Source organism: Uliginosibacterium gangwonense DSM 18521 (assembly GCF_000373965.1).
In the GTDB taxonomy this organism is placed as follows: domain Bacteria; phylum Pseudomonadota; class Gammaproteobacteria; order Burkholderiales; family Rhodocyclaceae; genus Uliginosibacterium; species Uliginosibacterium gangwonense.
The window spans coordinates 319918-341528 of the sequence record NZ_KB892846.1; the positions used below are offsets into that span (position 1 = coordinate 319918).

The 21611-nt window shown below is 56.1% G+C and carries 26 protein-coding genes; 17 read left to right on the forward strand and 9 right to left on the reverse strand.

Annotated features, from left to right (window positions below; genetic code table 11):
• Nucleotides 1-46: 46 nt before the first annotated feature.
• Together B145_RS0113025 and B145_RS27540 are read left to right on the forward strand one after the other, a co-directional pair.
• Nucleotides 47-574: a DUF3568 family protein gene (locus tag B145_RS0113025; RefSeq protein ID WP_018607889.1), complete on the forward strand. Its 528-nt coding sequence runs from the start codon at nt 47-49 to the stop codon at nt 572-574.
• A gap of 550 nt (nt 575-1124) precedes the next feature.
• Entirely contained in the window at nt 1125-2807 is a 1683-nt protein-coding gene (locus tag B145_RS27540; RefSeq protein ID WP_018607891.1) for a methyl-accepting chemotaxis protein, read from the forward strand.
• A gap of 101 nt (nt 2808-2908) precedes the next feature.
• On the opposite strand, the gene B145_RS0113040 is transcribed toward B145_RS27540, so the two are convergent.
• Together B145_RS0113040 and B145_RS29505 are read right to left on the reverse strand one after the other, a co-directional pair.
• A complete protein-coding gene (locus B145_RS0113040) occupies nt 2909-3628 on the reverse strand; it encodes a DsbA family protein (RefSeq protein WP_018607892.1) in 720 nt (239 codons plus the stop codon).
• Complete coding sequence (locus tag B145_RS29505) at nt 3616-3747, reverse strand: hypothetical protein (RefSeq protein ID WP_281167670.1); 132 nt, start codon at nt 3745-3747, stop codon at nt 3616-3618. Before B145_RS29505 ends, B145_RS0113040 begins: the two co-directional genes overlap by 13 nt.
• 292 nt (nt 3748-4039) lie before the next feature.
• Between B145_RS29505 and nifB the strand changes: the two genes are divergently transcribed.
• The 4 genes from nifB to draG are packed head-to-tail and all read left to right on the forward strand — an operon-like array spanning nt 4040 to nt 7267.
• Complete coding sequence (gene nifB / locus B145_RS0113050; protein ID WP_018607894.1) at nt 4040-5542, forward strand: nitrogenase cofactor biosynthesis protein NifB; 1503 nt, start codon at nt 4040-4042, stop codon at nt 5540-5542.
• 48 nt (nt 5543-5590) lie between these two features.
• Nucleotides 5591-5854 carry a 4Fe-4S binding protein gene (locus tag B145_RS0113055; RefSeq protein WP_018607895.1) on the forward strand — a complete coding sequence of 88 codons (264 nt, stop codon included), beginning with the start codon at nt 5591-5593 and terminating at the stop codon, nt 5852-5854.
• 12 nt (nt 5855-5866) lie between these two features.
• Complete coding sequence (locus tag B145_RS0113060; RefSeq protein ID WP_018607896.1) at nt 5867-6283, forward strand: thioredoxin domain-containing protein; 417 nt, start codon at nt 5867-5869, stop codon at nt 6281-6283.
• Nucleotides 6284-6298: 15 nt separating this feature from the next.
• A complete protein-coding gene (draG, locus tag B145_RS0113065) occupies nt 6299-7267 on the forward strand; it encodes an ADP-ribosyl-[dinitrogen reductase] hydrolase (protein WP_245541858.1) in 969 nt (322 codons plus the stop codon).
• A gap of 47 nt (nt 7268-7314) precedes the next feature.
• Here draG and B145_RS0113070 read toward each other — a convergent pair whose 3' ends face one another.
• Nucleotides 7315-8019: a Bax inhibitor-1/YccA family protein gene (locus B145_RS0113070; protein ID WP_018607898.1), complete on the reverse strand. Its 705-nt coding sequence runs from the start codon at nt 8017-8019 to the stop codon at nt 7315-7317.
• A 234-nt stretch (nt 8020-8253) separates the two neighbouring features.
• Here B145_RS0113070 and B145_RS0113075 point away from each other — a divergent pair, with 234 nt between their 5' ends.
• Both B145_RS0113075 and B145_RS25565 read left to right on the forward strand, forming a co-directional pair.
• Entirely contained in the window at nt 8254-8721 is a 468-nt protein-coding gene (locus tag B145_RS0113075) for a DUF3592 domain-containing protein (RefSeq protein WP_018607899.1), read from the forward strand.
• Nucleotides 8722-8794: 73 nt separating this feature from the next.
• Nucleotides 8795-9580 (forward strand): hypothetical protein, encoded by a 786-nt coding sequence (locus B145_RS25565; RefSeq protein ID WP_018607900.1) that lies wholly within the window; start codon nt 8795-8797, stop codon nt 9578-9580.
• 7 nt (nt 9581-9587) lie between these two features.
• Here the strand turns inward: B145_RS25565 and B145_RS0113085 are convergent, their stop codons facing one another.
• Nucleotides 9588-10481, reverse strand: coding sequence for an NAD(+)--dinitrogen-reductase ADP-D-ribosyltransferase (locus B145_RS0113085; RefSeq protein ID WP_018607901.1), 894 nt, complete (start codon nt 10479-10481; stop codon nt 9588-9590).
• Nucleotides 10482-10624: 143 nt separating this feature from the next.
• Between B145_RS0113085 and nifH the strand changes: the two genes are divergently transcribed.
• The 9 genes from nifH to B145_RS0113130 all read left to right on the forward strand — a co-directional run bounded on the left by nifH (nt 10625) and on the right by B145_RS0113130 (nt 17183).
• Entirely contained in the window at nt 10625-11506 is an 882-nt protein-coding gene (gene nifH / locus B145_RS0113090) for a nitrogenase iron protein (RefSeq protein WP_018607902.1), read from the forward strand.
• A gap of 67 nt (nt 11507-11573) precedes the next feature.
• Complete coding sequence (gene nifD, locus B145_RS0113095) at nt 11574-13052, forward strand: nitrogenase molybdenum-iron protein alpha chain (protein ID WP_018607903.1); 1479 nt, start codon at nt 11574-11576, stop codon at nt 13050-13052.
• An 86-nt stretch (nt 13053-13138) separates the two neighbouring features.
• A complete protein-coding gene (gene nifK / locus B145_RS0113100; protein WP_018607904.1) occupies nt 13139-14707 on the forward strand; it encodes a nitrogenase molybdenum-iron protein subunit beta in 1569 nt (522 codons plus the stop codon).
• Nucleotides 14708-14767: 60 nt separating this feature from the next.
• Nucleotides 14768-14992 carry a putative nitrogen fixation protein NifT gene (nifT, locus tag B145_RS0113105; RefSeq protein ID WP_018607905.1) on the forward strand — a complete coding sequence of 75 codons (225 nt, stop codon included), beginning with the start codon at nt 14768-14770 and terminating at the stop codon, nt 14990-14992.
• A gap of 24 nt (nt 14993-15016) precedes the next feature.
• Nucleotides 15017-15214 carry a 4Fe-4S dicluster domain-containing protein gene (locus tag B145_RS0113110; RefSeq protein WP_018607906.1) on the forward strand — a complete coding sequence of 66 codons (198 nt, stop codon included), beginning with the start codon at nt 15017-15019 and terminating at the stop codon, nt 15212-15214.
• A gap of 64 nt (nt 15215-15278) precedes the next feature.
• Nucleotides 15279-15989 (forward strand): dinitrogenase iron-molybdenum cofactor biosynthesis protein, encoded by a 711-nt coding sequence (locus B145_RS0113115; RefSeq protein ID WP_018607907.1) that lies wholly within the window; start codon nt 15279-15281, stop codon nt 15987-15989.
• Nucleotides 15986-16261: a DUF6129 family protein gene (locus B145_RS25570; protein ID WP_018607908.1), complete on the forward strand. Its 276-nt coding sequence runs from the start codon at nt 15986-15988 to the stop codon at nt 16259-16261. Before B145_RS0113115 ends, B145_RS25570 begins: the two co-directional genes overlap by 4 nt.
• Nucleotides 16251-16577 (forward strand): N(2)-fixation sustaining protein CowN, encoded by a 327-nt coding sequence (cowN, locus tag B145_RS25575; RefSeq protein ID WP_018607909.1) that lies wholly within the window; start codon nt 16251-16253, stop codon nt 16575-16577. Before B145_RS25570 ends, cowN begins: the two co-directional genes overlap by 11 nt.
• 6 nt (nt 16578-16583) lie before the next feature.
• The gene (locus B145_RS0113130; protein ID WP_018607910.1) at nt 16584-17183 is read left to right on the forward strand and encodes an NAD(P)H-dependent oxidoreductase; all 600 of its coding nucleotides are present in this window, start codon (nt 16584-16586) and stop codon (nt 17181-17183) included.
• Between the two features lie 859 nt (nt 17184-18042).
• On the opposite strand, the gene B145_RS0113140 is transcribed toward B145_RS0113130, so the two are convergent.
• The 5 genes from B145_RS0113140 to B145_RS0113155 form a co-directional block, all read right to left on the reverse strand.
• Nucleotides 18043-18366: an HAD family hydrolase gene (locus B145_RS0113140; protein ID WP_018607912.1), complete on the reverse strand. Its 324-nt coding sequence runs from the start codon at nt 18364-18366 to the stop codon at nt 18043-18045.
• 27 nt (nt 18367-18393) lie between these two features.
• Nucleotides 18394-18654, reverse strand: a complete 261-nt coding sequence (locus tag B145_RS0113145; protein ID WP_018607913.1) for a hypothetical protein — start codon at nt 18652-18654, stop codon at nt 18394-18396.
• A gap of 52 nt (nt 18655-18706) precedes the next feature.
• A complete protein-coding gene (locus tag B145_RS28125) occupies nt 18707-19027 on the reverse strand; it encodes a DUF2752 domain-containing protein (protein WP_157288401.1) in 321 nt (106 codons plus the stop codon).
• The gene (locus B145_RS0113150) at nt 19008-19325 is read right to left on the reverse strand and encodes a TM2 domain-containing protein (RefSeq protein ID WP_026259108.1); all 318 of its coding nucleotides are present in this window, start codon (nt 19323-19325) and stop codon (nt 19008-19010) included. Before B145_RS0113150 ends, B145_RS28125 begins: the two co-directional genes overlap by 20 nt.
• Nucleotides 19326-19544: 219 nt before the next feature.
• A complete protein-coding gene (locus B145_RS0113155; protein ID WP_157288402.1) occupies nt 19545-21350 on the reverse strand; it encodes a pectinesterase in 1806 nt (601 codons plus the stop codon).
• Nucleotides 21351-21611 lie beyond the last annotated feature (261 nt).

A 21611-nucleotide genomic window follows, 5' to 3' on the forward strand; every position in this document is an offset into this window, starting at 1 on the left:
TTAAGATTACGCAAACACCCAAACGCGTGCCTCACCAGGTGCTGTGATGAATAGACCGACTTCCTTCCGCTTTGCCAAGTTTTCTTTTATTGCCACCCTGTGCGTTGCAATTCTGCTCACCCAGAGCATGACCGGCTGTGCGGCACTTGCGGTGAGCCTGGCGGGCGCGGGGGCAGGTGCTGGCATTTCTCATCAGGTCAATGGTGTGGCCACGCGAACATTCAGTGAGCCACTGACGAAGATGGACAGCGCCTTGTTGGTAGCGGCCAAACGGATGACAATACAGGTGGATACGGTTGAAGCCACGGGCAGCTCCCACACACTCAAGGGGCGCGTTGGGGATCTGGATGTCACGGTAGAGATGGAAGCCTTGTCGGGTACGGTTACCCGTGTTGACGTGACCGCGCGCAAAAACCTTTTCCGCGTTGATTCCGCCACGGCACAAGAAATTGTGACCCAGATTGAGCGGGCGGTAGCCAATCCCAAGGTGGCAGAAGCCAAGGACTCCAATCTGGAAACCACCCGTAACGCCCGCCGGGGCAAGACCAAGACCAAGGGGCCGAACGAGATTTGAGCGTCATATTCAGCGGATGTTCGCGCTAATCGCCCTCCGCCATTGCTTCACCTCAGAATTCCAGTAGCGCCTTATAATCAGGATATGCAAACGCCCTCTTAAATGGGCGATTTTAACGGGGTACCGTACGGCATAAACAAGGTGTGTTACACCAGAATCGTGGTTGATACGCTGAAAACCAAACCGGATCAGGAACCCATTAGCCCCCAAGACGCTGGATTAGCAAGGCGGGCGTTATTTGCCATAGATCAAAGTAGCCTCAGCCAGATGGCGGTGGGAAACGCCACCCCAGTGCAATCGAGTCAGCCTCTTCTAGAAATTCTCTCATCCCCAACGCCAAGCATCCATGCGGGGTAACGGACACACTGATCGACCAACACCACATTTTGCCCTAGCAGCTCACCTATGCAGTGCACAATTGCACCTGTCACGCCATAGGAATTATCCCTCCTACGGAGTTCAATTCACGCCGTCGTAATGTCTGCGTAGCAGGTGCGTCAAGGACTCGTTGCGCTTATAACAACAGACGCGGTAAGGAGACAAACATAAAATGAAAAGAATCTTTGGCGGGCTGGTCAGCATTCGCAGCCGTTTGATTTTCCTTGTGCTGATAGCACTCGGTGGAATGCTTTTGGCAAGCACTATCGGTTGGTTTGGTGTGGTATCCGTCACACATGCGTTGAAAAATACTGCCGAAAACCATCTTCCTGCGATCCGGGAAGTGGAAAATCTGCGCACCACAGTCATCCGTGCCCGATTGCTGAATATCGAATCGCTCTCCTGGGGGCAGGAATATGACGTTAATGATCGCTTTGAAGCGATGGTCAAGCAAAAGGCATTGCTGACCCAAAGCCTGCAAAAGAGCCTGGATGCTTACACCAAGCTCCCCAAAACGGCCGCAGAAGAAACCGCTTGGAGTAATTTCCAGGGTAGCTTGCAGCAGTGGCGTGCGGTTGAAAAGAAGATTGATGAAACCATTGCGCTGGCTGCCAAGGACGATCCTGGTGGCGAACTCGTCACCCGCTTTGTTTCGCTCAAGAGCTACGTCACCAAAGATGAACTCAAGCCGCAAACCGCGATTGAGAAAGCGCTGGATGCCTTGGTGGAGGAACGCAGTGCCTCCTCGCAGGAGAGTCAGGCAGCCGCCCACCGCGTCAGTGCTACCGCACAGTCGGCCACGGTGGGAGCCGTGCTGATCATTGGTGTCCTCTTGGTACTCCTGTCCTGGTATATCGTGCGCTCCATCGTCAAACCACTCGAAGCCATGCGGCGGAGCATCGTAAGCGTGGCGCAGACCAAGGATTTCACCATTCGCGCACAGAACCACTCCATGGATGAAACGGGCCAGACCATCCGCGCTTTCAACGAGCTGTTGGGGGTGCTTCAGGAATCTATTCGTAATGTCCTTGAAAGCGCTTCCAGCATCCGCCTCGCGGCCGAAACAGCCTCCACGGCGTCCTCCCGCGTAGCCGATTTCAGTGCCTCGCAAAGCAATGCCGCGATCAAGATGGCCTCCGCCATCCAGGAAATGACCGCATCCATTGAGAACCTGACGGACAACTCACACGAAGCACTGAACCGGGCCAAGATTGCTGGCGATGACGCTGCCGCCAGCGCGAACATTGTCGCGCAAAGTTCCGAAGGAATGGTGACCATCGCCACGGCTGTACATCAAGCAGGCGAGACCATCGATTCGCTGGGCAAGCAGTCCGACCAGATAACCGGCATCATGGCGGTCATCAAGGAGGTTGCCGATCAAACCAATCTGCTGGCACTCAATGCGGCCATTGAAGCGGCCCGCGCCGGGGAATCCGGGCGTGGCTTTGCCGTAGTGGCAGATGAGGTGCGCAAACTGGCCGAGCGCACAGCCAAATCCACTCAGGAAATCAACGTCACCGTCACCTCCATGCAGCAATCCTCGTCACGGGCCGTGGATCATATGAAGTCCGTCACCGCTCAGGTTGATGAAGGCAAAGACCTCTCAAGCCAAACCAGCGAGCGCATGCACGACATTCGTGAATCGGCCAAGGGCGTGGTGGGCGCGGTACAGAACATTTCCGACGCACTGGCCGAGCAAAATATAGTGGCCCACGAGATTGCCAAGCAGATCGAACAGGTCGCACGTATGACGGACGAGAATTCCTCGGCGGCCAACGAAACAGCCCAGATCGCCCACAATCTGGACGAACTGGCCGCCAATCTGCGCGCTGCGATGGATCAATTTAAAGTCTAGGCAGAACGACGCAAAACTTTGCCACGCAATCGGCATCCTCAAAGACCGGCCTGGGCAGAAGCGGGCTGGCTACTTTTTCGTGTCAATATGCGGGGCCGCATTCAAACCTTGCAGCCATTCACATCGCACATGGGCGCTTCGCCCTGCGTCTGAATATGCCCTGAGGATTTCATCAACTCCAAAACATGCTGACGCCATGCTTCAGGCTTGCCCAGCCAGTCACCCACATCAATCCGGGCGATTTGCCCCTCGCCAGATTCCAATGCAAGCGTGGGGAATCCCTGTCCGTGAAGCTCTTGCAGCAAGGTTCGGCTCGCCCTGAAATGCTCGTGCGTACGTGCTCCGCTCAACTGCACAAAGCTGCGTTGAAACGCTTCTGCATCAAGCGATAAACCCGCAGCCAGTTCCGCCAGCACTTGTAGATCAGAAATCCGCCGCCCGTCTACGTAATGGGCGTGCTGGATGGCATGCAGCATATCCAGCCCATGCCCGCCGAGTTCTTCTGCCGCCAGAATCGCCGTTGTAGGCGGTTCGGAATCCATCACCGCACCCATATCACGCAATAGCCCTTCAAAATAGGCTTCACCAAATGGCTGGCCGGTAAGTTGGGCAATTCTCAAGTCATGGGGCATCACATAGTCGCGCCAATGGATATCTATTTTCTGGCGATACTCACCCACCATCATGCCCCCGCTGTGCAGGACAATCTGCAGACCATCCAAGCCGCGCACGGCATCGACCAAGGGGGCTGCCGCATAGCACCAGCCACAAAGCGAGTCGAAAACATAATGAAGAACATGCTTTTGTATTACAGCGGCCATTTCATTTCCCCCATCACAACCATGCTACCCAGCGCCTGTGTATCCGCTTCCTGAACCCAGGTCCAAGCAGCCTGCGCCAAGGCAGAGAGTGAAGAATTCGCAAAAGGTTGGGGCTTCATGATTGTTTCCTCAAGTCCAGAGCCACTACGGCAGATGGCTTCAAGCATAGAGCAAACCTTCCTCACAATAAACCATGCATTCAACAAAGGATTATTGCAAAACCAGACACAATAAATACTCTATCGGGCGGGTTTCCCAAGCAGATCGCCTGTTGTCTTCCACACAGAAAGGGCTGTCAACAACCCGACAGGCGCTTCCTTTAAACACGCCAAGATATTGTTTATAAAAGACTTTAAAACCCGGCACAGCATTTGCTGGAGTAGGGGCAAACAAAGCCATCAGGAGCCCGACATGCCCAGCCCTGCACTGATCCCCCCTGCCTCCAACACCTTGGCATTCCCCACCGGCGGCTGTAGCGCTAGCCGATGTGGGGCCAGCGCCAACCAACATGATGGCTTGCCGGAAGAAACGATGCGCAAGGTGCAGGATCACCCCTGTTACTCGGAAGAAGCGCATCACCACTTTGCGCGCATGCATGTGGCGGTAGCCCCTGCATGCAACATCCAATGCAATTACTGTAACCGTAAATATGACTGCAGCAATGAGTCCCGCCCCGGTGTGGTTTCAGAGGTACTCTCCCCCGCCCAGGCTGTAAAGAAGGTGCTGGCGGTCGCCTCCGCCATTCCACAGATGAGCGTATTGGGCATTGCCGGGCCAGGTGATGCATTGGCCAACCCCACGCGTACCTTTGAGGTCTTTGCCGCTTTGCAGCAGCGTGCCCCAGACCTCAAGCTATGCCTATCCACCAATGGGCTGATGCTTCCAGAATATGTCGATCAGATTGCTGCCGCTAAGGTTGATCACGTAACTATCACCATCAATTGCGTGGATGCAGACATCGGCGCCCAGATCTACCCCTGGATTTTCTGGCGTAACCGCCGCATCCAGGGCCGTGAGGCGGCTGAGGTCCTGATCGCTCAGCAGCAAAAAGGGCTGGAAATGCTGGTTGCACGCGGTATCCTGGTCAAGGTGAATTCGGTCATGATCCCTGGTATCAATGACGAGCACCTCAAAGAGGTTTCACGCTTGGTGCGGGCCAAGGGCGCCTTCCTGCACAATGTGATGCCATTGATTTCCGACCCTGCCCACGGCACCTGGTTTGGCCTGAATGCTCAGCGTGGCCCGACATCTGAAGAACTGGAAGCCCTGCAGGATGCCTGTGCGGGCGACATGAACATGATGCGCCACTGCCGCCAATGCCGGGCTGATGCTGTCGGCATGCTCGGCGAAGATCGGGGCGAAGAGTTTTCGCTTGAGAAAATCGAATCCATGCACATTGACGAGGTTGCCGCCATGCAACGCCGAATCGCCCTGCGCGAAGCCATCAATGCCGATCTGCAGACCAAGCGTGCCGCACGACATGCCCAGGTCATTACCCTGCACCACCGCGCCAAGCCCGCTGGAAGACCGGTGCGGATGGCGGTTGCCAGCCGTGGTGCGCAAATTGACCTGCATTTTGGCCACGCCAAGGAATTCATGGTGTATGAGGTTGACGCGGCAGGCCACCGCTTCATCGGCATACGCCGCGCGGCTCAATACTGTGGCGGCGAAACCGATTGTGGCGAGGCGGAAACAACCTTGTCACGCACCATCACGGCATTGGCCGATTGCGAGGTGCTGTTGTGTTCGCGGATTGGCATTGAACCTTGGGGCAAGCTCGAGGCCGCTGGCATCCAGCCCAATAGCGAGCACGCGATGGAAGCCATCGATACAGCGCTGGATGAGGTCTGGCAGACCATGCTCGCACAGGGGAAACTGGCAGAACAAGCCAGGAACGGACAGCGCAGGGCATGACGTGTCTATAAAGGCAGCTTGATTCCCGTCCCCATCGGAGCACTTATCATGGCACTGGAAATCGTCGATCTGTGTGTCAATTGTTGGGCCTGCCTGCCACTCTGCCCAAATCAGGCGATCCAGGCGTCGCAGCCTCATTTCGAGATTGATCCGCAAAGTTGTACCGAATGCCTCGGTAATTTTGCCCGTCCACAGTGTGCCGAGATTTGCCCGGTGGAGGGCGCCATCGTGGATGAACTGGGAGAGGCGCTGTATCCGCCGGGTTCTCTCACGCCACACACCTGTATGCAGGGTGCTGCACCCCCTGCCTGAAAGGGGCTTGAAATGGCTCACATCGTCTTCTGGGGGAAACCCGGCTGCAAAACCAATGCCGCACAAAGCGCTCATCTGGCTGCGGCAGGGCATTCTCTGGAAGTCCGCAATATCCTCACCGAACCCTGGACAGAGCAGCGCCTGCTGGACTTCCTTCTGGATCTGCCCGTTGCGCAATGGTTCAATCCCAATGCGCCAAAGGTGAAGTCCGGTGAAATCGAACCGGAACATTATAACGTGGCCTCGGCACTTCACCTGCTAGTTGGCGAGCCACTCCTGATCCGCCGCCCTTTGCTGGAAATCGCCCAGGTCCGCCTCGCGGGCTTTAACCTGGAGCAGCTTCGCCACCATATCACGCTGCCAGAGAGTCGCGCTTTTCCGCCGGAACAGTGCAGCAGCCCCTCGGAGCCCTGCCCGCCATCGCAATAGGCGGGTGCGCCCCCCATGCAAGCGAGCGTTCTCCCCTTCATGCGTAGCTTACCCACCGCCTCTTCTGTAAGCCCTAACAGGGAGGTGCGGGCGCGCTGGCGCAAGCATGCCCGTGGCGCCATGCTTGGGCTGGCACTGGGAGACGCCCTGGGCGCCACCGTGGAGTTCATGACCCCACGTGAAATCCGTCAGCAATATGGCCGCCACGACAGGATTCGCGGCGGAGGCTGGTTGCGCCTGCCATCCGGCGCCGTTACCGACGACACGACCATGGCGCTCGCACTGGGCAACAGTTGGCTGGCATCCCGCAATGCCCCCAATGAAGAGGACTACGCGCGCGCCTTCGATGCCTGGATGCGCAGCAAACCCGTCGATATCGGCAACACGGTACGCCGTGGTATCGCCCATTTCCGGCGCACCGGTCAAGCCTGGGTGCCGCCTTCCGAAGATGCCGGTAACGGCGCCACCATGCGCTGCAGCCCCATCGCACTGGCACTGCTGGGGGCTCCGGCTGATACTGTCGCCCGCGCAACGCTGGCCCAGGCGAGAGTCACGCACCACAATCCATTGACCGACGCGGCCACCCTTACCGTGGTCAACATGATTCAGGCTGGGCTTTCAGGGGTGGGCATCCGCGCCGTCATGCAACAGGCCCACCTGCTGGTCGAGGCATTTCCGCTCTTCCGCTTCCGCACACACAAAGTTGAAAACCCCAGTGGCTACATTGTCGACACCATGCGTGTCGTGCTGCAGGCCATCGATCTGTGCGACAGCTTTGAATCCGCAGTGGTGGACGTGGTCAATCGCGGGGGGGATGCAGACACCACAGGGGCGATTGTCGGCACCATCATGGGGGCGCTGCATGGCGAGGATGCCCTGCCCGAGCGCTGGCTAAAGGAACTGGCTCCAGAGATGCTCAGCCGCTGTAGCGAGCAGGCCGATGCGCTGATTGAGCGCTCACCCGCCTGGCTGCTGGGGTTGTAGACGCAAAAAAGCGCCCCGCAGGGCGCTTTTCGCTGCCAATCCGCCGCTCAGTCGCGGCCGGAGAGCTTCAACAGCAGGCTCAGCACGTACCACAACATCAGCGCGATGGAGGCAAACAGGTGCAGTGCGGCCCCTGCCGGACGATCCGTCGGATAGTGGTGGATGATCTGGGCGGTGTCGTACAACACGCAGCCACCGGCAAACACGATCATGATGGCCGAGAACCACAGGCCCAGCGAAGCGCCAAACAGCACAGAGAACAGGATCACGCCCATAGCAACCATGCCACCAATCTTCAGGATTCCGCCGAGGAAGGAGAAATCAGACTTGGTGGTGAATGCCGTCCAGGTCAGCCCGCCGCACAGCATCAGGGTGACGAAGGCAGCAGCCGGAATTGCGCTGGGGGCAACAATCGAGGCGTAGGCAAACAGGGGCGAGAAGATCAGTGCTTCAGCCAGAACGTAGAAGCCCAGGCCCATCAGTTGCTTGGAGTTGTCTTGACCGTTGTCGGCCATGCCGGAGGCCATGCGGCCAGCAATCATGAAGGCACCCAATACAGCCAGCCAGACAAAACGACTGACGCTCATGGCTTTGAGCATCAGCATGCCGACACCCAGGATGTTAAGCAGGAAAGACGCGAAAGCAAACGCGACGATGGCCCCTGCCAGGTACAGATAGGTGGTACGCAGGAACTCAACGCGGCTGACCGCCCCTTGGGCATTGCCAGAACCGCCGGAATAGATTGGTTGCATGTAAGGATCTCCTTGTCAAAACCAGGTCGATGATACATCACCATCTGACCATGATCAGAGTTGCATCATAGCGTATGCCAGCATTCCATGCACTCACCCGCCTTCCGTCTGTCGGGGCAAGGCCAAACCCGGGAAGGAAGCCCATGATGCTTTGTTAGAATCGGCAGGAAATATGCAAATAATATAGAAAATACTTGTGGTTTCAGATCGTTTCTATCATTTTCAGGGGGTTTTGTGTCTTTCATAGATAAGATTCGCCACGCACTGACCGTGCCGGCATTCATTCTCATCGGGATTGTTGTCATTATTGCCGGGTATAGCGAGCGACAAACCAGCCAAGCCATTGCAGATCATGGCAAAGCGGTTTCTGCACAGATCGAAAGCATCGAATGGAAGGAAAAGGGCCTGAGCAAGAAGGAAAGCGGGTTCAAGGCAACCATCCAGTTTGAAACGGAAGACAAACAGCAGATTTCAACCACGGTCACCGTTTCCAAGGACGTGGGTCAGAAGATCCGTGACAACGACGAACTCACCGAGCTGCCCATCAAATATCTGCCGGAAGACCCAAACAAGGTCGTCCTGGCCGACCATGAGGACGATTCTGGCTTCATGTTCGCAGCGGGTGCGGTACTCATCCTCATCGGGGTAGGCATTTTCATCTACCGCCGCAAAAAGGTACAACTCGCGCAAAACCCGGCTTAAACGCCTATAACAGATAGCTGAAGGCAACGCAGCCCCTGGCCAATGCAGGGGCTGATTCCGGGCACGACGACACATGCTGGACCACGCACGCACCTCATCCAACCAAGAATTCATCACGCTCAGCAGCAACCTTGCCCCCACCCAGGCGCATGTATTGCTCTCTTTGCTTCAGACTGAGCATATCGACGCCTACGTGGCTGACGCAGACATGGTGCGGATGAATTTGCTCTGGAGCCCCGCCATCGGGGGCGCCAAGCTGCGCGTGCGCGCCAACCAGCTAGAAGCTGCGCAGGAAATTCTACGGCTGATGGAAACAGGACAACTGGCGGCAGAAGCCACAGAAGAAACCACCCCGCCCGATACCGGAGCAGAAGCGGGGCTCTCTTTCGACGAGCGCCTGCTCCTGGCTTACGTGCAGGAAAAACGTTACCTGGACACCTGGAGCCGCCACCACTGCGATATCCACATCTGGGCAAGCCTATTTGGCGGGCTATGGTGTTTTTATCGCAAACAGTGGGCGCTGGGCCTGCTGGTATTTGCCGCAGACACCCTTGTGCTGGGCAGCTACCGCTATATGGAACACTTTGATCTGCTGGATCAGCTCACCAGCCTCCCCCCTGCCCTGTTCCTGCTCCTCTGCTTTGTCGGCTTGGTACGCCTGCCGCTGGGCAGCCTGGCTTACACCCTCTATCGCAAAAGCAGCCTGAAAGCACTTGCCCAGCTGCGCACGCGGGAATCCGACCCGCAAACCCTGCTGCTCAAGGCAAGGCGACTTGGTGGGATCAGTGTAGAAGGCGCCATCGGCGGCATGCTCATCCAGATTGTTGCGATTCCGCTAGTGGTGTCCTTGCTGACCTAGCCGGACCTCAGTCACTGCGAATCCGCACTTCATACACACCGCCGATCACCAGGCACTCATCCTCCCCACGAAGCACCCCAGGCAATAACTGGCAGTGGAAAAAGATCTTCTGCACGGGGACTTTTGCTTCCATGATGTAGTCCCCAAACTCACTTGCCCGCTCGCGCGAATGGGTAAAAGAGGTCAGGTTGTTGAGCAGCACATATTTGCTGCGGCCATGCTCGGCCAGAATCTCATGTTCCCCCAGGCGATTGATTCCCCGGTAGAGCATTTGCGCGGCCAACGCCCCCTGGCGGCGGTATTCATATTGAGCATAGGCATACAGCAGATCCAATTGCGACTCCAGAGCATTGGTGCCATACAACCCGGCTGAACGCATTTCAAGAAAGCGCCGATACGCGGGCTCGGAATAATCGCGCAACGGCGCGCCATGATAACGGGGCAACAGGCCGAAGCGGCTTTCCACCCAGCCCTTGAGCACTGCCCCTTCACGGCTATCGGCATCAAAGCTCCAGCCGCGTACCATGCGCATCCAATTGGCATTGGCGCGCTTCTGGCTCTTGTCGCTCAAACCCGCTGCAACCAAATCCTCCAGGCAAAACTTAACTGTGACGTAATCACGAAAGACCTGTGCCCGCTGCGCCACATCACTCACAGCATCCAGACGCGAGAACAGGTCACGGTGGAACTCGGATATGCCATCAAGATATAAATCACAGGGCTGCCGCTGAAAAGTCACCCCACCCAGAATAATCGCCGGTAAATTGCAGCGATTGATCGACACGCGTGCATACGCAGGCAGCACCGGATTGTCGAATACCTTGTCGCCATCCTTACACAAGCCCTTGTCATTGTCGCAAGCCAACCCGCTAACATCATCGTTGAAATTCGATTTATCCATTATTTTTCAACACCTTAGTCAATCCACCCGCACCTGGCACACGCGTTGCGACTGTAGAGCCAAGTAGTCAGCGTCATGGGTGTCACCGTAACACGCAACACACATGCCTGACCCGAACAACCTTCCCCTCAAGGAGATGCACCATGGCAAAACTGCGTCAATGCGCAATTTACGGTAAGGGCGGTATCGGCAAATCCACAACGACCCAAAACCTTGTGGCAGCGCTGGCCGAAGCAGGCAAGAAAGTAATGATTGTAGGCTGCGACCCCAAAGCGGACTCGACCCGATTGATCCTGCACGCCAAGATGCAGAACACCGTCATGCAGCTGGCCGCAGACGCCGGTTCGGTCGAAGATCTGGAACTTGAAGACGTGCTGCAAATCGGTTTCGGTGGCGTCAAATGTGCTGAATCCGGCGGCCCGGAACCTGGCGTAGGCTGCGCAGGCCGTGGCGTGATCACCGCGATCAACTTCCTCGAAGAAGAAGGCGCCTATGACGAAGAACTGGATTTCGTGTTCTACGACGTACTCGGGGACGTGGTGTGTGGTGGGTTCGCCATGCCCATTCGCGAAAACAAGGCACAGGAAATCTACATCGTCTGCTCTGGCGAAATGATGGCCATGTATGCCGCCAACAATATTGCCAAGGGCATTGTGAAGTATGCCAACTCCGGCAGTGTACGTCTGGCAGGGCTCATCTGCAACAGCCGCAAGACCGACCGCGAAGATGAGCTCATCATGGCGCTGGCCGCCAAGCTGGGCACCCAGATGATCCACTTCGTGCCACGCGACAACGTTGTGCAACATGCTGAAATCCGCCGCATGACAGTGATCGAATATGACCCGAAGGCAAATCAGGCCGACGAGTATCGCGCACTGGCCCGCAAGATCGTTGAAAACAAGAAGTTCGTGATTCCGCAACCGTTGGAAATGGAGCAACTGGAAGAGTTGCTGATGGAATTCGGCATCATGGAAGTGGAAGACGAAAAGATTGTAGGCAAGACCGCAGCCGAATTGGCCGCTTGATTCGCTGCCTAATTCTTGAACGCTTGTGCGCCGTGGCGAGCTAGAGCCCGGCGCAAGGAGAATGAGCATGACCGAGCTAACCCGTGAATCGGCCCAGGCCCTCATTGAAGAGGTGCTGGAGGTCTATCCCGAAAAGGCCAAAAAAGACCGCGCCAAGCACTTGATGGTCAATGACAAGGAAATCACCCAGTCAAAAAAGTGCATTACCTCCAACCGCAAATCGCTGCCAGGCGTGATGACGCAGCGCGGTTGCGCCTACGCCGGTTCCAAAGGCGTGGTGTGGGGGCCGATCAAGGACATCATCGATATCTCGCATGGCCCGGTAGGTTGCGGGGCGTACTCGCGCGGGGGCCGTCGCAACTACTTTGCTGGCACATCGGGGGTTGATTCGTTCTGCGACATCAACTTCACCTCCGATTTTCAGGAAAAGGACATCGTCTTTGGTGGCGACAAGAAACTTGCCAAGCTGATCGACGAACTGGAAATGCTATTCCCGCTCTCCAAAGGCATCTCCGTGCAGTCCGAATGCCCGGTCGGCCTGATCGGGGATGACATCGAAGCAGTTGCCAAGAAGAAGGCCGCCGAAATCGGCAAGACCATCGTTCCGGTACGCTGCGAGGGTTTCCGTGGTGTCTCCCAATCCCTGGGCCACCACATCGCCAACGATGCCGTTCGTGACTGGATCATCTCCAACCGCGATGACCAACCCTTTGAGAGCACACCCTATGATGTTGCCATTCTCGGTGACTACAACATCGGTGGCGACGCCTGGGCCTCGCGCATCCTGCTCGAAGAAATGGGGCTGCGCGTAGTCGCCCAGTGGTCTGGCGATGGCACGCTGACCGAAATGGAGAACACGCCGAAGGTCAAGCTCAACCTTTTGCACTGCTATCGTTCGATGAACTACATCGCACGTCACATGGAAGAGAAGTACAGTATCCCCTGGCTGGAATACAACTTCTTTGGCCCGAGCAAGATTGTGGAAAGCCTGCGTGAAATCGCCTCGCATTTTGACGAAAAGATCCAGGAAGGCGCAGAACGTGTCATCGCCAAGTACAAGCCGGCCATGGATGCAGTCATTGCCAAGTACAAGCCACGTCTGCAAGGCAAAAAGGTCATGTTGTACGTTGGCGGACTACGCCCTCGTCATACCGTTGGCGCCTACGAAGACCTGGGCATGGAAGTCATCGGTGCGGGTTACGAATTTGCCCACAACGATGACTATGACCGGACCATCAAGGAAATGAAAGACGCCACGCTGATTTATGACGACGTGACGGGCTACGAGTTTGAAGAATTCGTGCGCCAACTCAAGCCTGATCTGATCGGCTCCGGCATCAAGGAGAAGTACGCCTTCCACAAGATGGGCGTTCCCTTCCGCCAGCTTCACTCCTGGGATTACTCCGGCCCCTACCATGGCTTTGACGGCTTCGCCGTCTTTGCCCGTGACATGGATATGACGGTCAACAACCCCGTGTGGAGCATGTTCAAGGCTCCTTGGAATGAAGCGGACAAAACCGAGGGCGACGCGCTCAAGGCTGCGTAAATCGTAGGTGTGGCACGCTGCGCGTGCCACATACCCGACAAACTCTCCCGCGTCCACAGCTAGATGGCCGGGAAAGGAGATGCAAAATGCAAACCGTCGAGAAAATCAAACCCTGCTTCCCACTCTTCAATGAGCCTGAATACAAGGAACTGATCGCCAACAAGCGCGAAAAGTTCGAAGAAGGCGCCTCCAAGGAAAGAGTTGCCGAAGTTTTTGCCTGGACCACCACGCAGGAATATCAAGACCTGAACTTCAAGCGTGAAGCGCTGACCATCAACCCGGCCAAAGTCTGCCAACCCCTGGGTGGAACCCTATGCGGCCTGGGTTTTGAAAAAACCATGGTCTACGTGCATGGGTCACAAGGTTGCGTGGCCTATTTCCGTACCTACTTCAACCGCCACTTCAAGGAACCCATTGCCTTCATCGCCGACTCCATGACGGAAGATGCGGCGGTGTTCGGCGGCCAGAAGAATGTTCACGAAGGTCTGCAAAACGCCACCAAACTGTATGACGCCAAGATGATTGCCGTATGCACCACCTGCATCGCCGAGGTGATCGGTGATGACTTGAGCGCTTTCATCGGCAACGCTCGCAAGGAAGGCTATGTAGATAAAGACTTTCCGATTCCCTACGCCAACACGCCCTCCTTTGTCGGCTCGCACATCACCGGTTGGGACAATATGTTCGAGGGGATCATGAAGTATTTCACCCTCAACAAAATGGATGGCAAGGCACCGGGCACGAACGGCAAGCTCAACATCGTTCCGGGCTTTGAGACTTACCTGGGCAATTACCGTGTCATCAAGCGCATGCTGCGCGAGATGGAGGTTGACTACACTTTCCTGTGCGACCCGGAAGAAGTGCTCGACACCCCGGCTACGGGTGAATACAACATGTATGCCGGCGGCACTACCATTGATGAAGTCAAGGACGCCCCCAACGCCATCACTACACTCTTCCTGCAGCCCACCTCGCTGGAAAAGAGCCGCAAGTTCGTGGAGGGAACCTGGAACCATGAATTGCCCAAAATCAACATCCCGATGGGGGTGGAGTGGACCGATGAGTTCCTGATGAAAGTCTCCGAGCTTTCCGGCAAACCTGTTCCCGCCTCACTGACCAAGGAACGTGGGCGACTCATCGATATGATGACCGACTCTCACGCCTGGTTGCACGGCAAGAAAATGGCGCTGTTTGGTGACCCGGACTTCCTGCTCGGCCTGACCAAATTCCTGCTGGAACTGGGTGTGGAACCCACCCATATCGTCTGCTCAAACAGCAACAAGCGCTGGGAAAAGGCGATGAAGAAGATGCTTGAAGCATCGCCTTACGGCATCCATGCCAAACTCTACCCCGGTGCAGACCTTTGGCACATGCGCAGCCTGTGTTTTACCGATCAGCCGGATTTCATCATCGGCAGCAGCTACGGCAAAACAATCCAGCGCGACACCTTGCATAAGGGGCCGGAATTCGAAGTGCCGCTGATCCGCCTGGGTTTCCCGATCTTTGATCGCCACCACCTGCATCGCATGACCACGCTAGGTTATGAAGGTGCCATGTATGTGCTAACCACGCTGACCAACGCAGTGTTGGAACGCCTGGATGAAAAGACCAAGTACATGGCAGATACCGACTATAACTTCGACGTGGTGCGCTGACGCCACCAGCAGGCAGAGGCCAAAGGCCTCTGCCCGTTTTTTCCTGACAGGAAGTACGATATGGCCAACATCATGGTGCGAAAAAATGCTGCAGGCGGGCTGGTTTTTTATCTGCCCAAACGCGACATTGAAGACAACATCACCTCTATTGAATTCGATGCCCCTGACAAGTGGGGTGGCGAGATCAAGCTGGCCAATGGTGGCGTATATTACATTGAACCCATTCCCGCCCCTGCACGTCTGCCCATCTCGGTGCGTGCCAAGCGCATGGACGGAGTGGAATAGATCTAGCGGACAAGGAGTCTTATCATGGCAATGAAAATTCTTGTGGCCGAATGCAGTAGTTGTGGCGATTGCATCAAGGTCTGCCCGACGAATTCGATCTTTGACAAAGGCGGCATCGTCAAGATCAAGGCCGATACCTGTACGGAATGTGAAGACAATGACGACGGCCCGAAGTGCCAGGCCACCTGCCCATCGGGCGATAGCTGCATCATCTACGTTTAGCCCATCAGCATGCACACCACCCCGCTTGGCGTGCAGGATCACCGGCGGGGATCAGGAGTACATCATGAACACATCGATTACCCGTGAAGCCGCATTGCGTATTGGCTTGGCCGCCATGGAGTTGAATGTCGCCCCACGTGAGCTGACGCTGGCCCTCGCAGAGAAACTGGAACTGCCGCTGACCGAATCCAAGCTTTGTGCATGCTCGGTGGAAACCTTGCGCGCAACCATGGATGGCGAGGGGGGCATCTGCGTATCCGAGAAAGAAGATCTCAAACGTGCTGTCCGTATCCTGTGGGGCGAAGGCGTGTCGGGTAGCGATCTGCCTCAACGCGAGGCATATAGCGAAGGGGACATGCCCAACTCCATCCGTCTGGCATGTGCATCGAATTCCGGTGAAATGCTCGATGGTCATTTCGGGTCCTGCGAGCGCTTTTTGGTCTACCAAGTCTCAGCCAGCGAAGCGCGCCTGATCGACCTGCGCTCCACCCTGGAGGCCGAAGAGGCGGAAGATAAAAACCTCGCCCGCGCGGCCTTGATCAATGATTGCCAGGTAGTCTACGTGCAGTCCATTGGTGGCCCGGCTGCCGCCAAGGTCATCCGCGCCAACATCCACCCGGTCAAGATCACCAAGACAAGCCCGGCCCGCGAGAGCGTGGCGCGCCTGCAGACCTCTCTGCAAACCCCCCCCCCATGGCTGGCCCGGATCATGGGCATCACCCCGCCTTCGCTGGAGCGTTTTGCTGCGCTGGCAGCAGAGGAGGAAGAGGCGTGATCACCCCAGAATTCATCCATACGGTGTGCGCCGCACTGGGGGGCGGCAACGCACGCCGGCAAGGCGTCGATCTGGAATTGCGGCAGGCTTTTCCAGGCATTCCCTTTACTTTGTGCAGCGATAACGATATCCCTTCACGCCTGACTCCACTGGCAAAAGGAGATGATTTTGCGCTGTATGGCATCAACCTGAGCGATCACTGCGCAAGCTTAACGCCCAATCTTGAAGCGAGCGGTGGCATCGCCATCGCCCTGATCGACGATGAAGACTGAAGCACCTTGTTTATGTGCCAAGCAGGACGAGAACAACCGTGACCGCCCAGACCGTTATGTCAGCTTCATTGGCCTGGATTGCAGCGGGCAAGCCCGCCGCCTGATCGCAATGCTCAACCCTTACATGGAAGACCCGGCCAAGAGCAACCCGTTCTGGCGGCTGTTTGCACAGAAGCTGCACCCTGTCGGCGGGCCGCGCCATGATGAGCTGTTCCTGATCCACGCTCACCTGAACATTCTGCGTGATCAACTGGAGCAGCACGACGATCAGGCCGCGCTTAAACTGCTGGAGCAGATTGAGCACGAGTGCTGCTGACGTACCATGAACATCCTCATTATCCTCGCCCACCCCAAGCCCGGCAGCTTCAACCATGCCATTGCCACCACGGTGCAACAGGCGCTTGCCCAGGCAGGGCACACCATTGATCTGCGTGACCTGTACGCAGAGGGGTTTGATCCGCTCTACTCTACCGCCGAACTGGAACGCGGCCATGCCGTACCGCCACAAGTAAGGAAGCACGCCGATCTCACACTCAATGCAGATGGCATCATCGTTGTGCATCCCAATTGGTGGGCACAGCCCCCTGCAATACTCACAGGTTGGCTCGACCGCGTGTTGCGGGCAGGCGAAGCGTATCGCTTTGGCACCAACGCGGCAGGGGAAGGCATCGTGATGGGTCTGCTTAAAGCCCAGGCCGCCCTGGTACTGACGACCTCCAACACGCCGCGTGAGGCTGAACTCAAACACTATGGCGACCCTTTGGACAATCTCTGGAAACGCTGCGTGTTTGGCTTCTGCGGCGTTGAACGCGTGGAGCGCCGCAACTTTGAATCAATCATCCTCAGCACGCCCGCACAACGCGAAGCGTGGCTGCAAGAAGCGGTACAACAAGCCTTAAACCTGTTTCCACCTCAACGGTAACTGCGCAATTTTTGAGCGCGGGAATTTTTCCCATTCACATCAGGCAGTTGGCTTGAAGACCAACAGTTTATCCACAAGCATGCCAACACGATCAGGGGACAAATCCCTTGATCCCCACAGGTGGCGACAACTGACGAGCGCATCCCCGAAAGAAATTGCGCATAATCCCCAGTGTCATACTGCGTACCGCCCCCATGTGAGCAATGATTGCCCAGTTCAGATTTCTTTCGCCTGATCAAAGACTTGGCACCTTCCCACACATCTTGTCCACAGCCCTGCCAACACAAACGGGGGACAATCTCCCGTAGCTTTCGCCCAAGTTGCTCCATTTTTGCGCAACGCGATGAATGGCTGACACTTCAAAGACTTGCCAGCACCTCCAACACCTTGTCCACAGCCCTGTCGACATTTACTGGGGAAATCCCAGGGGTTTTCACAATATCCACGCCTCTCCCGGCGATAGATCCATAAAAGAAAATTTGACAATTTTGAAAAGGGCAATTGAGGCGCAATTTTGCGCAATCCTTGCGCAACCTGTATTTTTCATCCATTTTTCAACGACTTGGCAAGCTATCCAACACCTTATCCACAAACCTGCTCACAAGGTTTGGGGACAAGCCAAATCGCGTCGGCAAAAACTGCGCCATTTGTGCGCAAGGCAATAGATTCAAGCGTCTTCAAACACTTAGGGAGCCCGCCAACACCTTATCCACAACGCTGTCGACAATCTGTGGGGATAAACGCAGCTTTTAGGTTTTCGAAGCACACGCCAAGTAAGTGGCGAGGTCCAGTATGTGGGTAATCCGGCATTCAGGCGGCACGTGGGAATGCTTGCCAACCGGATCAATCAATACCGGCCTCAGACCGGCGGAAACAGCGCCTGCGTAGTCTCCAGGGGATTGTCGCCCACATAGGCGCATTCGTCCGTTTGCGCCCTCAGGCGCAGCAGCATGGCATGGAAGAGTGCCGATGATGGTTTGCGCTGTCCATGCTCGACCGAGGTGAGTACATGGCGGAAACAATCACTCAGCCCAAAACGGGCCAGATTGCCATGCACCAAAGGCGCGTAGTGGGTGTTGGAGATCACCGCCAGGGTGTAAGAGGCCTGCAGCGCTTCCAGCATCGCCCTGAGCCCCCCAATCGGGCGAACCTGGGCATTCCAGCCATGCAGCAGCCCATGCATGAACTCGGCACACAATTCATCACTTGGTCACACGCCGGGCAGGCTGGCCAGGGTACGCATACACACGGCTTCAAACGGGAATTCAACGAGTGTGCGCATCGATTCCAATAGCATATCTGCGTACACAGACTGCCATCTGGCCTGCAAAATAGAAACATCTCCTGCATAGCCAGAACGATTCAGTGCAGGAATTACTGAGGAAAAACTTGCCAGAGGATTGTCGACCTGGTAATCAACAAGTGTGCCGAAGAAGTCGAAAAGAATATAGCGGATGCGGCCAGCGAGCATCAACCAATGCCATCAGCATAGACAAACACAGACAAGACGAGCACACCGGCGATCATACAGGCATCTCTACGCTACAAGCCCGCAACCGCATAACAGAGCAAGCCACACGGCGTAACAAACGGAAATACTCTACGCATAGCAGGGGCAAAACAATCACTACCATCCCGTTGTAGTGCCACGCCAGGGCAAAATCCCCCCTGAGCGCGGCAACAACAGCGCGCGTCATGCCACACCCCCAGCAGTGGTGCCCGGTGAGGGTGGTGATCAGGCACGATGGCGAGATCGCAAGGAACAGGGAGGGGGCCACCAGGGCACACAGGCCCATTGCAGCCACACCCAGTGCGATCAAAGCATCAAGATTTCTTGAGAGCACGCCCCTGCGCATCCTTCAAACCACCTGTGATGATCATGATCAGGTCGATCAGGGTCCAGATTCCGCACCCGCCCAAGGTTAGCAACTGCACCACGCCAATCCCGATATGGCCGGTGTAGAAACGGTGAATCCCAAAACCGCCCAGGAAGATGCACAGCAGCAATGCAACCAGCCACTCCTTGTCGGAAACCGGCCCCACCTGCCCACCTGCCCCCGCAGGCGACAGCGCGACCCCGCACTTGACGCACACCACAGCCTTCTCATTAACCTCTGCACCACAAGAATGACAAAACGGCATACAAGACCTCCCTTTTTAAAATCATCGTCTGGAAACCTGGCCCCAGGCATGTACCCCACACAGTCATGCCCATTTTCTCGGCTTGATTCACGCATGGTAGCAGCACGGACTTCGCTGCATCAAGGCACCCCGTCTTCTCAATCCTGAATATGTGGGCAAGGTTGCAAAAAAAGCCCGGCCAATCGGCCGGGCCCAAGTGACTAACACCACATCACAGGATCATGGGGTCGGTGTCCAACCCGTATTCGAATTCCACTGCGCAAAGACTTTCGCCCGGCTATTGAGCGCGCTCAGATCAATCGCGGTGGAAGCTGTGCTCGCCCGGCCGCTTGGGGTCGGCGTGCTGTTCCACTCGCGCCAACCGGTTGTGGCCGTGGCAGACTGATTGGGCGTGCCAGACCAACCCGCAGCAGCGATATGCGAGCCAACCGTGGTATTGATATAGGCCACGTTGTCACAATAGAAATAGCTGTTGCCACTGAGACTACCTGTGCCGACAAAAGCCGATGTGGTCGAGCAGTAGCCCCCCGCCACCGTTGTGCTGTTGTTACGGGCCAGGTATGCCGAGCCACTGGGTACGTTACTGTCTGCCGTCAGACTGCTGTTGAGGAACACAAACCCTGGGTAGCCATATGCTGAGCGAGACTGGACGACGTAGCCCCCGGAACTGCTGGTCGGATCATAGACCGTGTGGAGCTCACTGTTTTCAAACAAGGCGGCATAGGGCGAACCCCACACAAAATCCACATCCCCGGCGATATAGGAATTGTAGAACCAGGCCCAGCCCTTGGTCTGGATGGTGTCTTGCGCGCTGATGAAGTTCATCGACGTTGCCATCAGGCGCGACCCCGCCAACGTGGAGCTGTTGTAATAGATCGTCTCCGCCTGATTGTTATAGGACGATGACTTGACGTGGGGGTTCTGCAACGTGAAGTTGCTCAGCTTGAGCAAATCCGCACCTTCCACCAGCAGCACCGGACGGCCACCACCGAGGTAAGGCCGATATCCCCCCACTTCGGATTGTTGCTTGGTCGTTGTCAGGTTGGTGCCTGTCAGCGTAGCCAGCGTGGCACTCCCCCCGGCGCCGGGGTTGTACTGCTCAAAGTTTTCATACTGCACCACCGTCCCGGCCTTGGAAGCACCACTGACCGTCAGGTTATTCACCCCTCGCAGGAAAAGCAGCTCGTTGTAAGTGCCATCTGCAATCGTGATCGTCTTGGCCACCGAAGAACTGTTGCAGGAATTGCTTGAATTCCCCCCACAATTATTCATGATCCAGTTCAACGCGCCTTGTACGGTACGAAAATCCGCGCTTGTTCCTGTTGCGGCAACCGTCACATTGGTTTGCGAACTCGGATCAGCCTTGGTCTTGAACTTCCAGGCACTCGTCGACGTAATCCCCGCAAAGCTGCTGCCGTTATAGGTGCCACTCAATACGCCATTGTCAATCAACACATAATAGTTTGTGTTGGCCGCCAGCTTGCCGTTATGCAGTTTGATGGTTGCCGTATTGCCAGAAATCGCCACCGGGCGATAGAACACCCAGCGATACAGTGGCACACTGCTGGACACCATGGTCGTCACGTTACCCGCCAGCTTGTCCACTTCTGTGTTGTTGTTGGCAATCGCCGTCTGGGTATTCATCGAACTCAGCACAGTACCCGTGATCGTTGGTGTAGCCACCGTCAGATCCGAATCCGCTGCCCATGAGCCATTGGCAAATGCATTCAACCCCACCTTATCGACCAGGGTATTGGTGTCTGCGTTATACACATACACATAACCTGTTGTGCCAATGGTTGGAGCGCTATCAAAAGTAATTTGCAGGGCGGTATCGACATACGCCCCTGTGCTGCCTGTGCTGGGCGACACAGCGCTGCTGCTTGAACTCGCAGGCGCGCTGCTGGCGGTGGACGCCGTTGAGTCCCCCACCGAAGAACTGCCCCCGCTCCCACCTCCACATGCGGCCAAGGAACACACCAAAGCCACCATCCCCGCCAATGCACTACTCCGTAAAGCAATCATCTCCTGCTCCTCATCTCCAGTAATCGGCTGACCAGTTCGGCTGTTTTGTGGTTTTTACGAACTTGAACAGGGCGAAAGCCGTTCAAATAAAAAAGAGACCGGTCTCATCCGCCTGTTACCGGAAACATACTACATAAAAAATAATGAAGTAAACATTAGATTTACAAATCTCAAAAATTTACAAAACTTGCTTGCCTTGCAAAAAATTTTGCAAGGCACGCTCTACCGATGGATACGCGCCGTAAAAAACCATTTAATTTC

Excerpts from the sequence above, each read along its gene's own strand:
- B145_RS0113025 (WP_018607889.1), top strand. The coding sequence starts at position 47 with ATGAATAGACCGACTTCCTTCCGCTTTGCCAAGTTTTCTTTTATTGCC.
- B145_RS27540 (WP_018607891.1), top strand. The coding sequence starts at position 1,125 with ATGAAAAGAATCTTTGGCGGGCTGGTCAGCATTCGCAGCCGTTTGATT.
- B145_RS0113040 (WP_018607892.1), bottom strand. The coding sequence starts at position 3,628 with ATGGCCGCTGTAATACAAAAGCATGTTCTTCATTATGTTTTCGACTCG.
- B145_RS29505 (WP_281167670.1), bottom strand. The coding sequence starts at position 3,747 with ATGAAGCCCCAACCTTTTGCGAATTCTTCACTCTCTGCCTTGGCGCAG.
- nifB (WP_018607894.1), top strand. The coding sequence starts at position 4,040 with ATGCCCAGCCCTGCACTGATCCCCCCTGCCTCCAACACCTTGGCATTC.
- B145_RS0113055 (WP_018607895.1), top strand. The coding sequence starts at position 5,591 with ATGGCACTGGAAATCGTCGATCTGTGTGTCAATTGTTGGGCCTGCCTG.
- B145_RS0113060 (WP_018607896.1), top strand. The coding sequence starts at position 5,867 with ATGGCTCACATCGTCTTCTGGGGGAAACCCGGCTGCAAAACCAATGCC.
- draG (WP_245541858.1), top strand. The coding sequence starts at position 6,299 with ATGCAAGCGAGCGTTCTCCCCTTCATGCGTAGCTTACCCACCGCCTCT.
- B145_RS0113070 (WP_018607898.1), bottom strand. The coding sequence starts at position 8,019 with ATGCAACCAATCTATTCCGGCGGTTCTGGCAATGCCCAAGGGGCGGTC.
- B145_RS25565 (WP_018607900.1), top strand. The coding sequence starts at position 8,795 with ATGCTGGACCACGCACGCACCTCATCCAACCAAGAATTCATCACGCTC.
- B145_RS0113085 (WP_018607901.1), bottom strand. The coding sequence starts at position 10,481 with ATGGATAAATCGAATTTCAACGATGATGTTAGCGGGTTGGCTTGCGAC.
- nifH (WP_018607902.1), top strand. The coding sequence starts at position 10,625 with ATGGCAAAACTGCGTCAATGCGCAATTTACGGTAAGGGCGGTATCGGC.
- nifD (WP_018607903.1), top strand. The coding sequence starts at position 11,574 with ATGACCGAGCTAACCCGTGAATCGGCCCAGGCCCTCATTGAAGAGGTG.
- nifK (WP_018607904.1), top strand. The coding sequence starts at position 13,139 with ATGCAAACCGTCGAGAAAATCAAACCCTGCTTCCCACTCTTCAATGAG.
- nifT (WP_018607905.1), top strand. The coding sequence starts at position 14,768 with ATGGCCAACATCATGGTGCGAAAAAATGCTGCAGGCGGGCTGGTTTTT.
- B145_RS0113110 (WP_018607906.1), top strand. The coding sequence starts at position 15,017 with ATGGCAATGAAAATTCTTGTGGCCGAATGCAGTAGTTGTGGCGATTGC.
- B145_RS0113115 (WP_018607907.1), top strand. The coding sequence starts at position 15,279 with ATGAACACATCGATTACCCGTGAAGCCGCATTGCGTATTGGCTTGGCC.
- cowN (WP_018607909.1), top strand. The coding sequence starts at position 16,251 with ATGAAGACTGAAGCACCTTGTTTATGTGCCAAGCAGGACGAGAACAAC.
- B145_RS0113130 (WP_018607910.1), top strand. The coding sequence starts at position 16,584 with ATGAACATCCTCATTATCCTCGCCCACCCCAAGCCCGGCAGCTTCAAC.
- B145_RS0113140 (WP_018607912.1), bottom strand. The coding sequence starts at position 18,366 with ATGCATGGGCTGCTGCATGGCTGGAATGCCCAGGTTCGCCCGATTGGG.
- B145_RS0113145 (WP_018607913.1), bottom strand. The coding sequence starts at position 18,654 with ATGCTCGCTGGCCGCATCCGCTATATTCTTTTCGACTTCTTCGGCACA.
- B145_RS0113150 (WP_026259108.1), bottom strand. The coding sequence starts at position 19,325 with ATGCCGTTTTGTCATTCTTGTGGTGCAGAGGTTAATGAGAAGGCTGTG.
- B145_RS0113155 (WP_157288402.1), bottom strand. The coding sequence starts at position 21,350 with ATGATTGCTTTACGGAGTAGTGCATTGGCGGGGATGGTGGCTTTGGTG.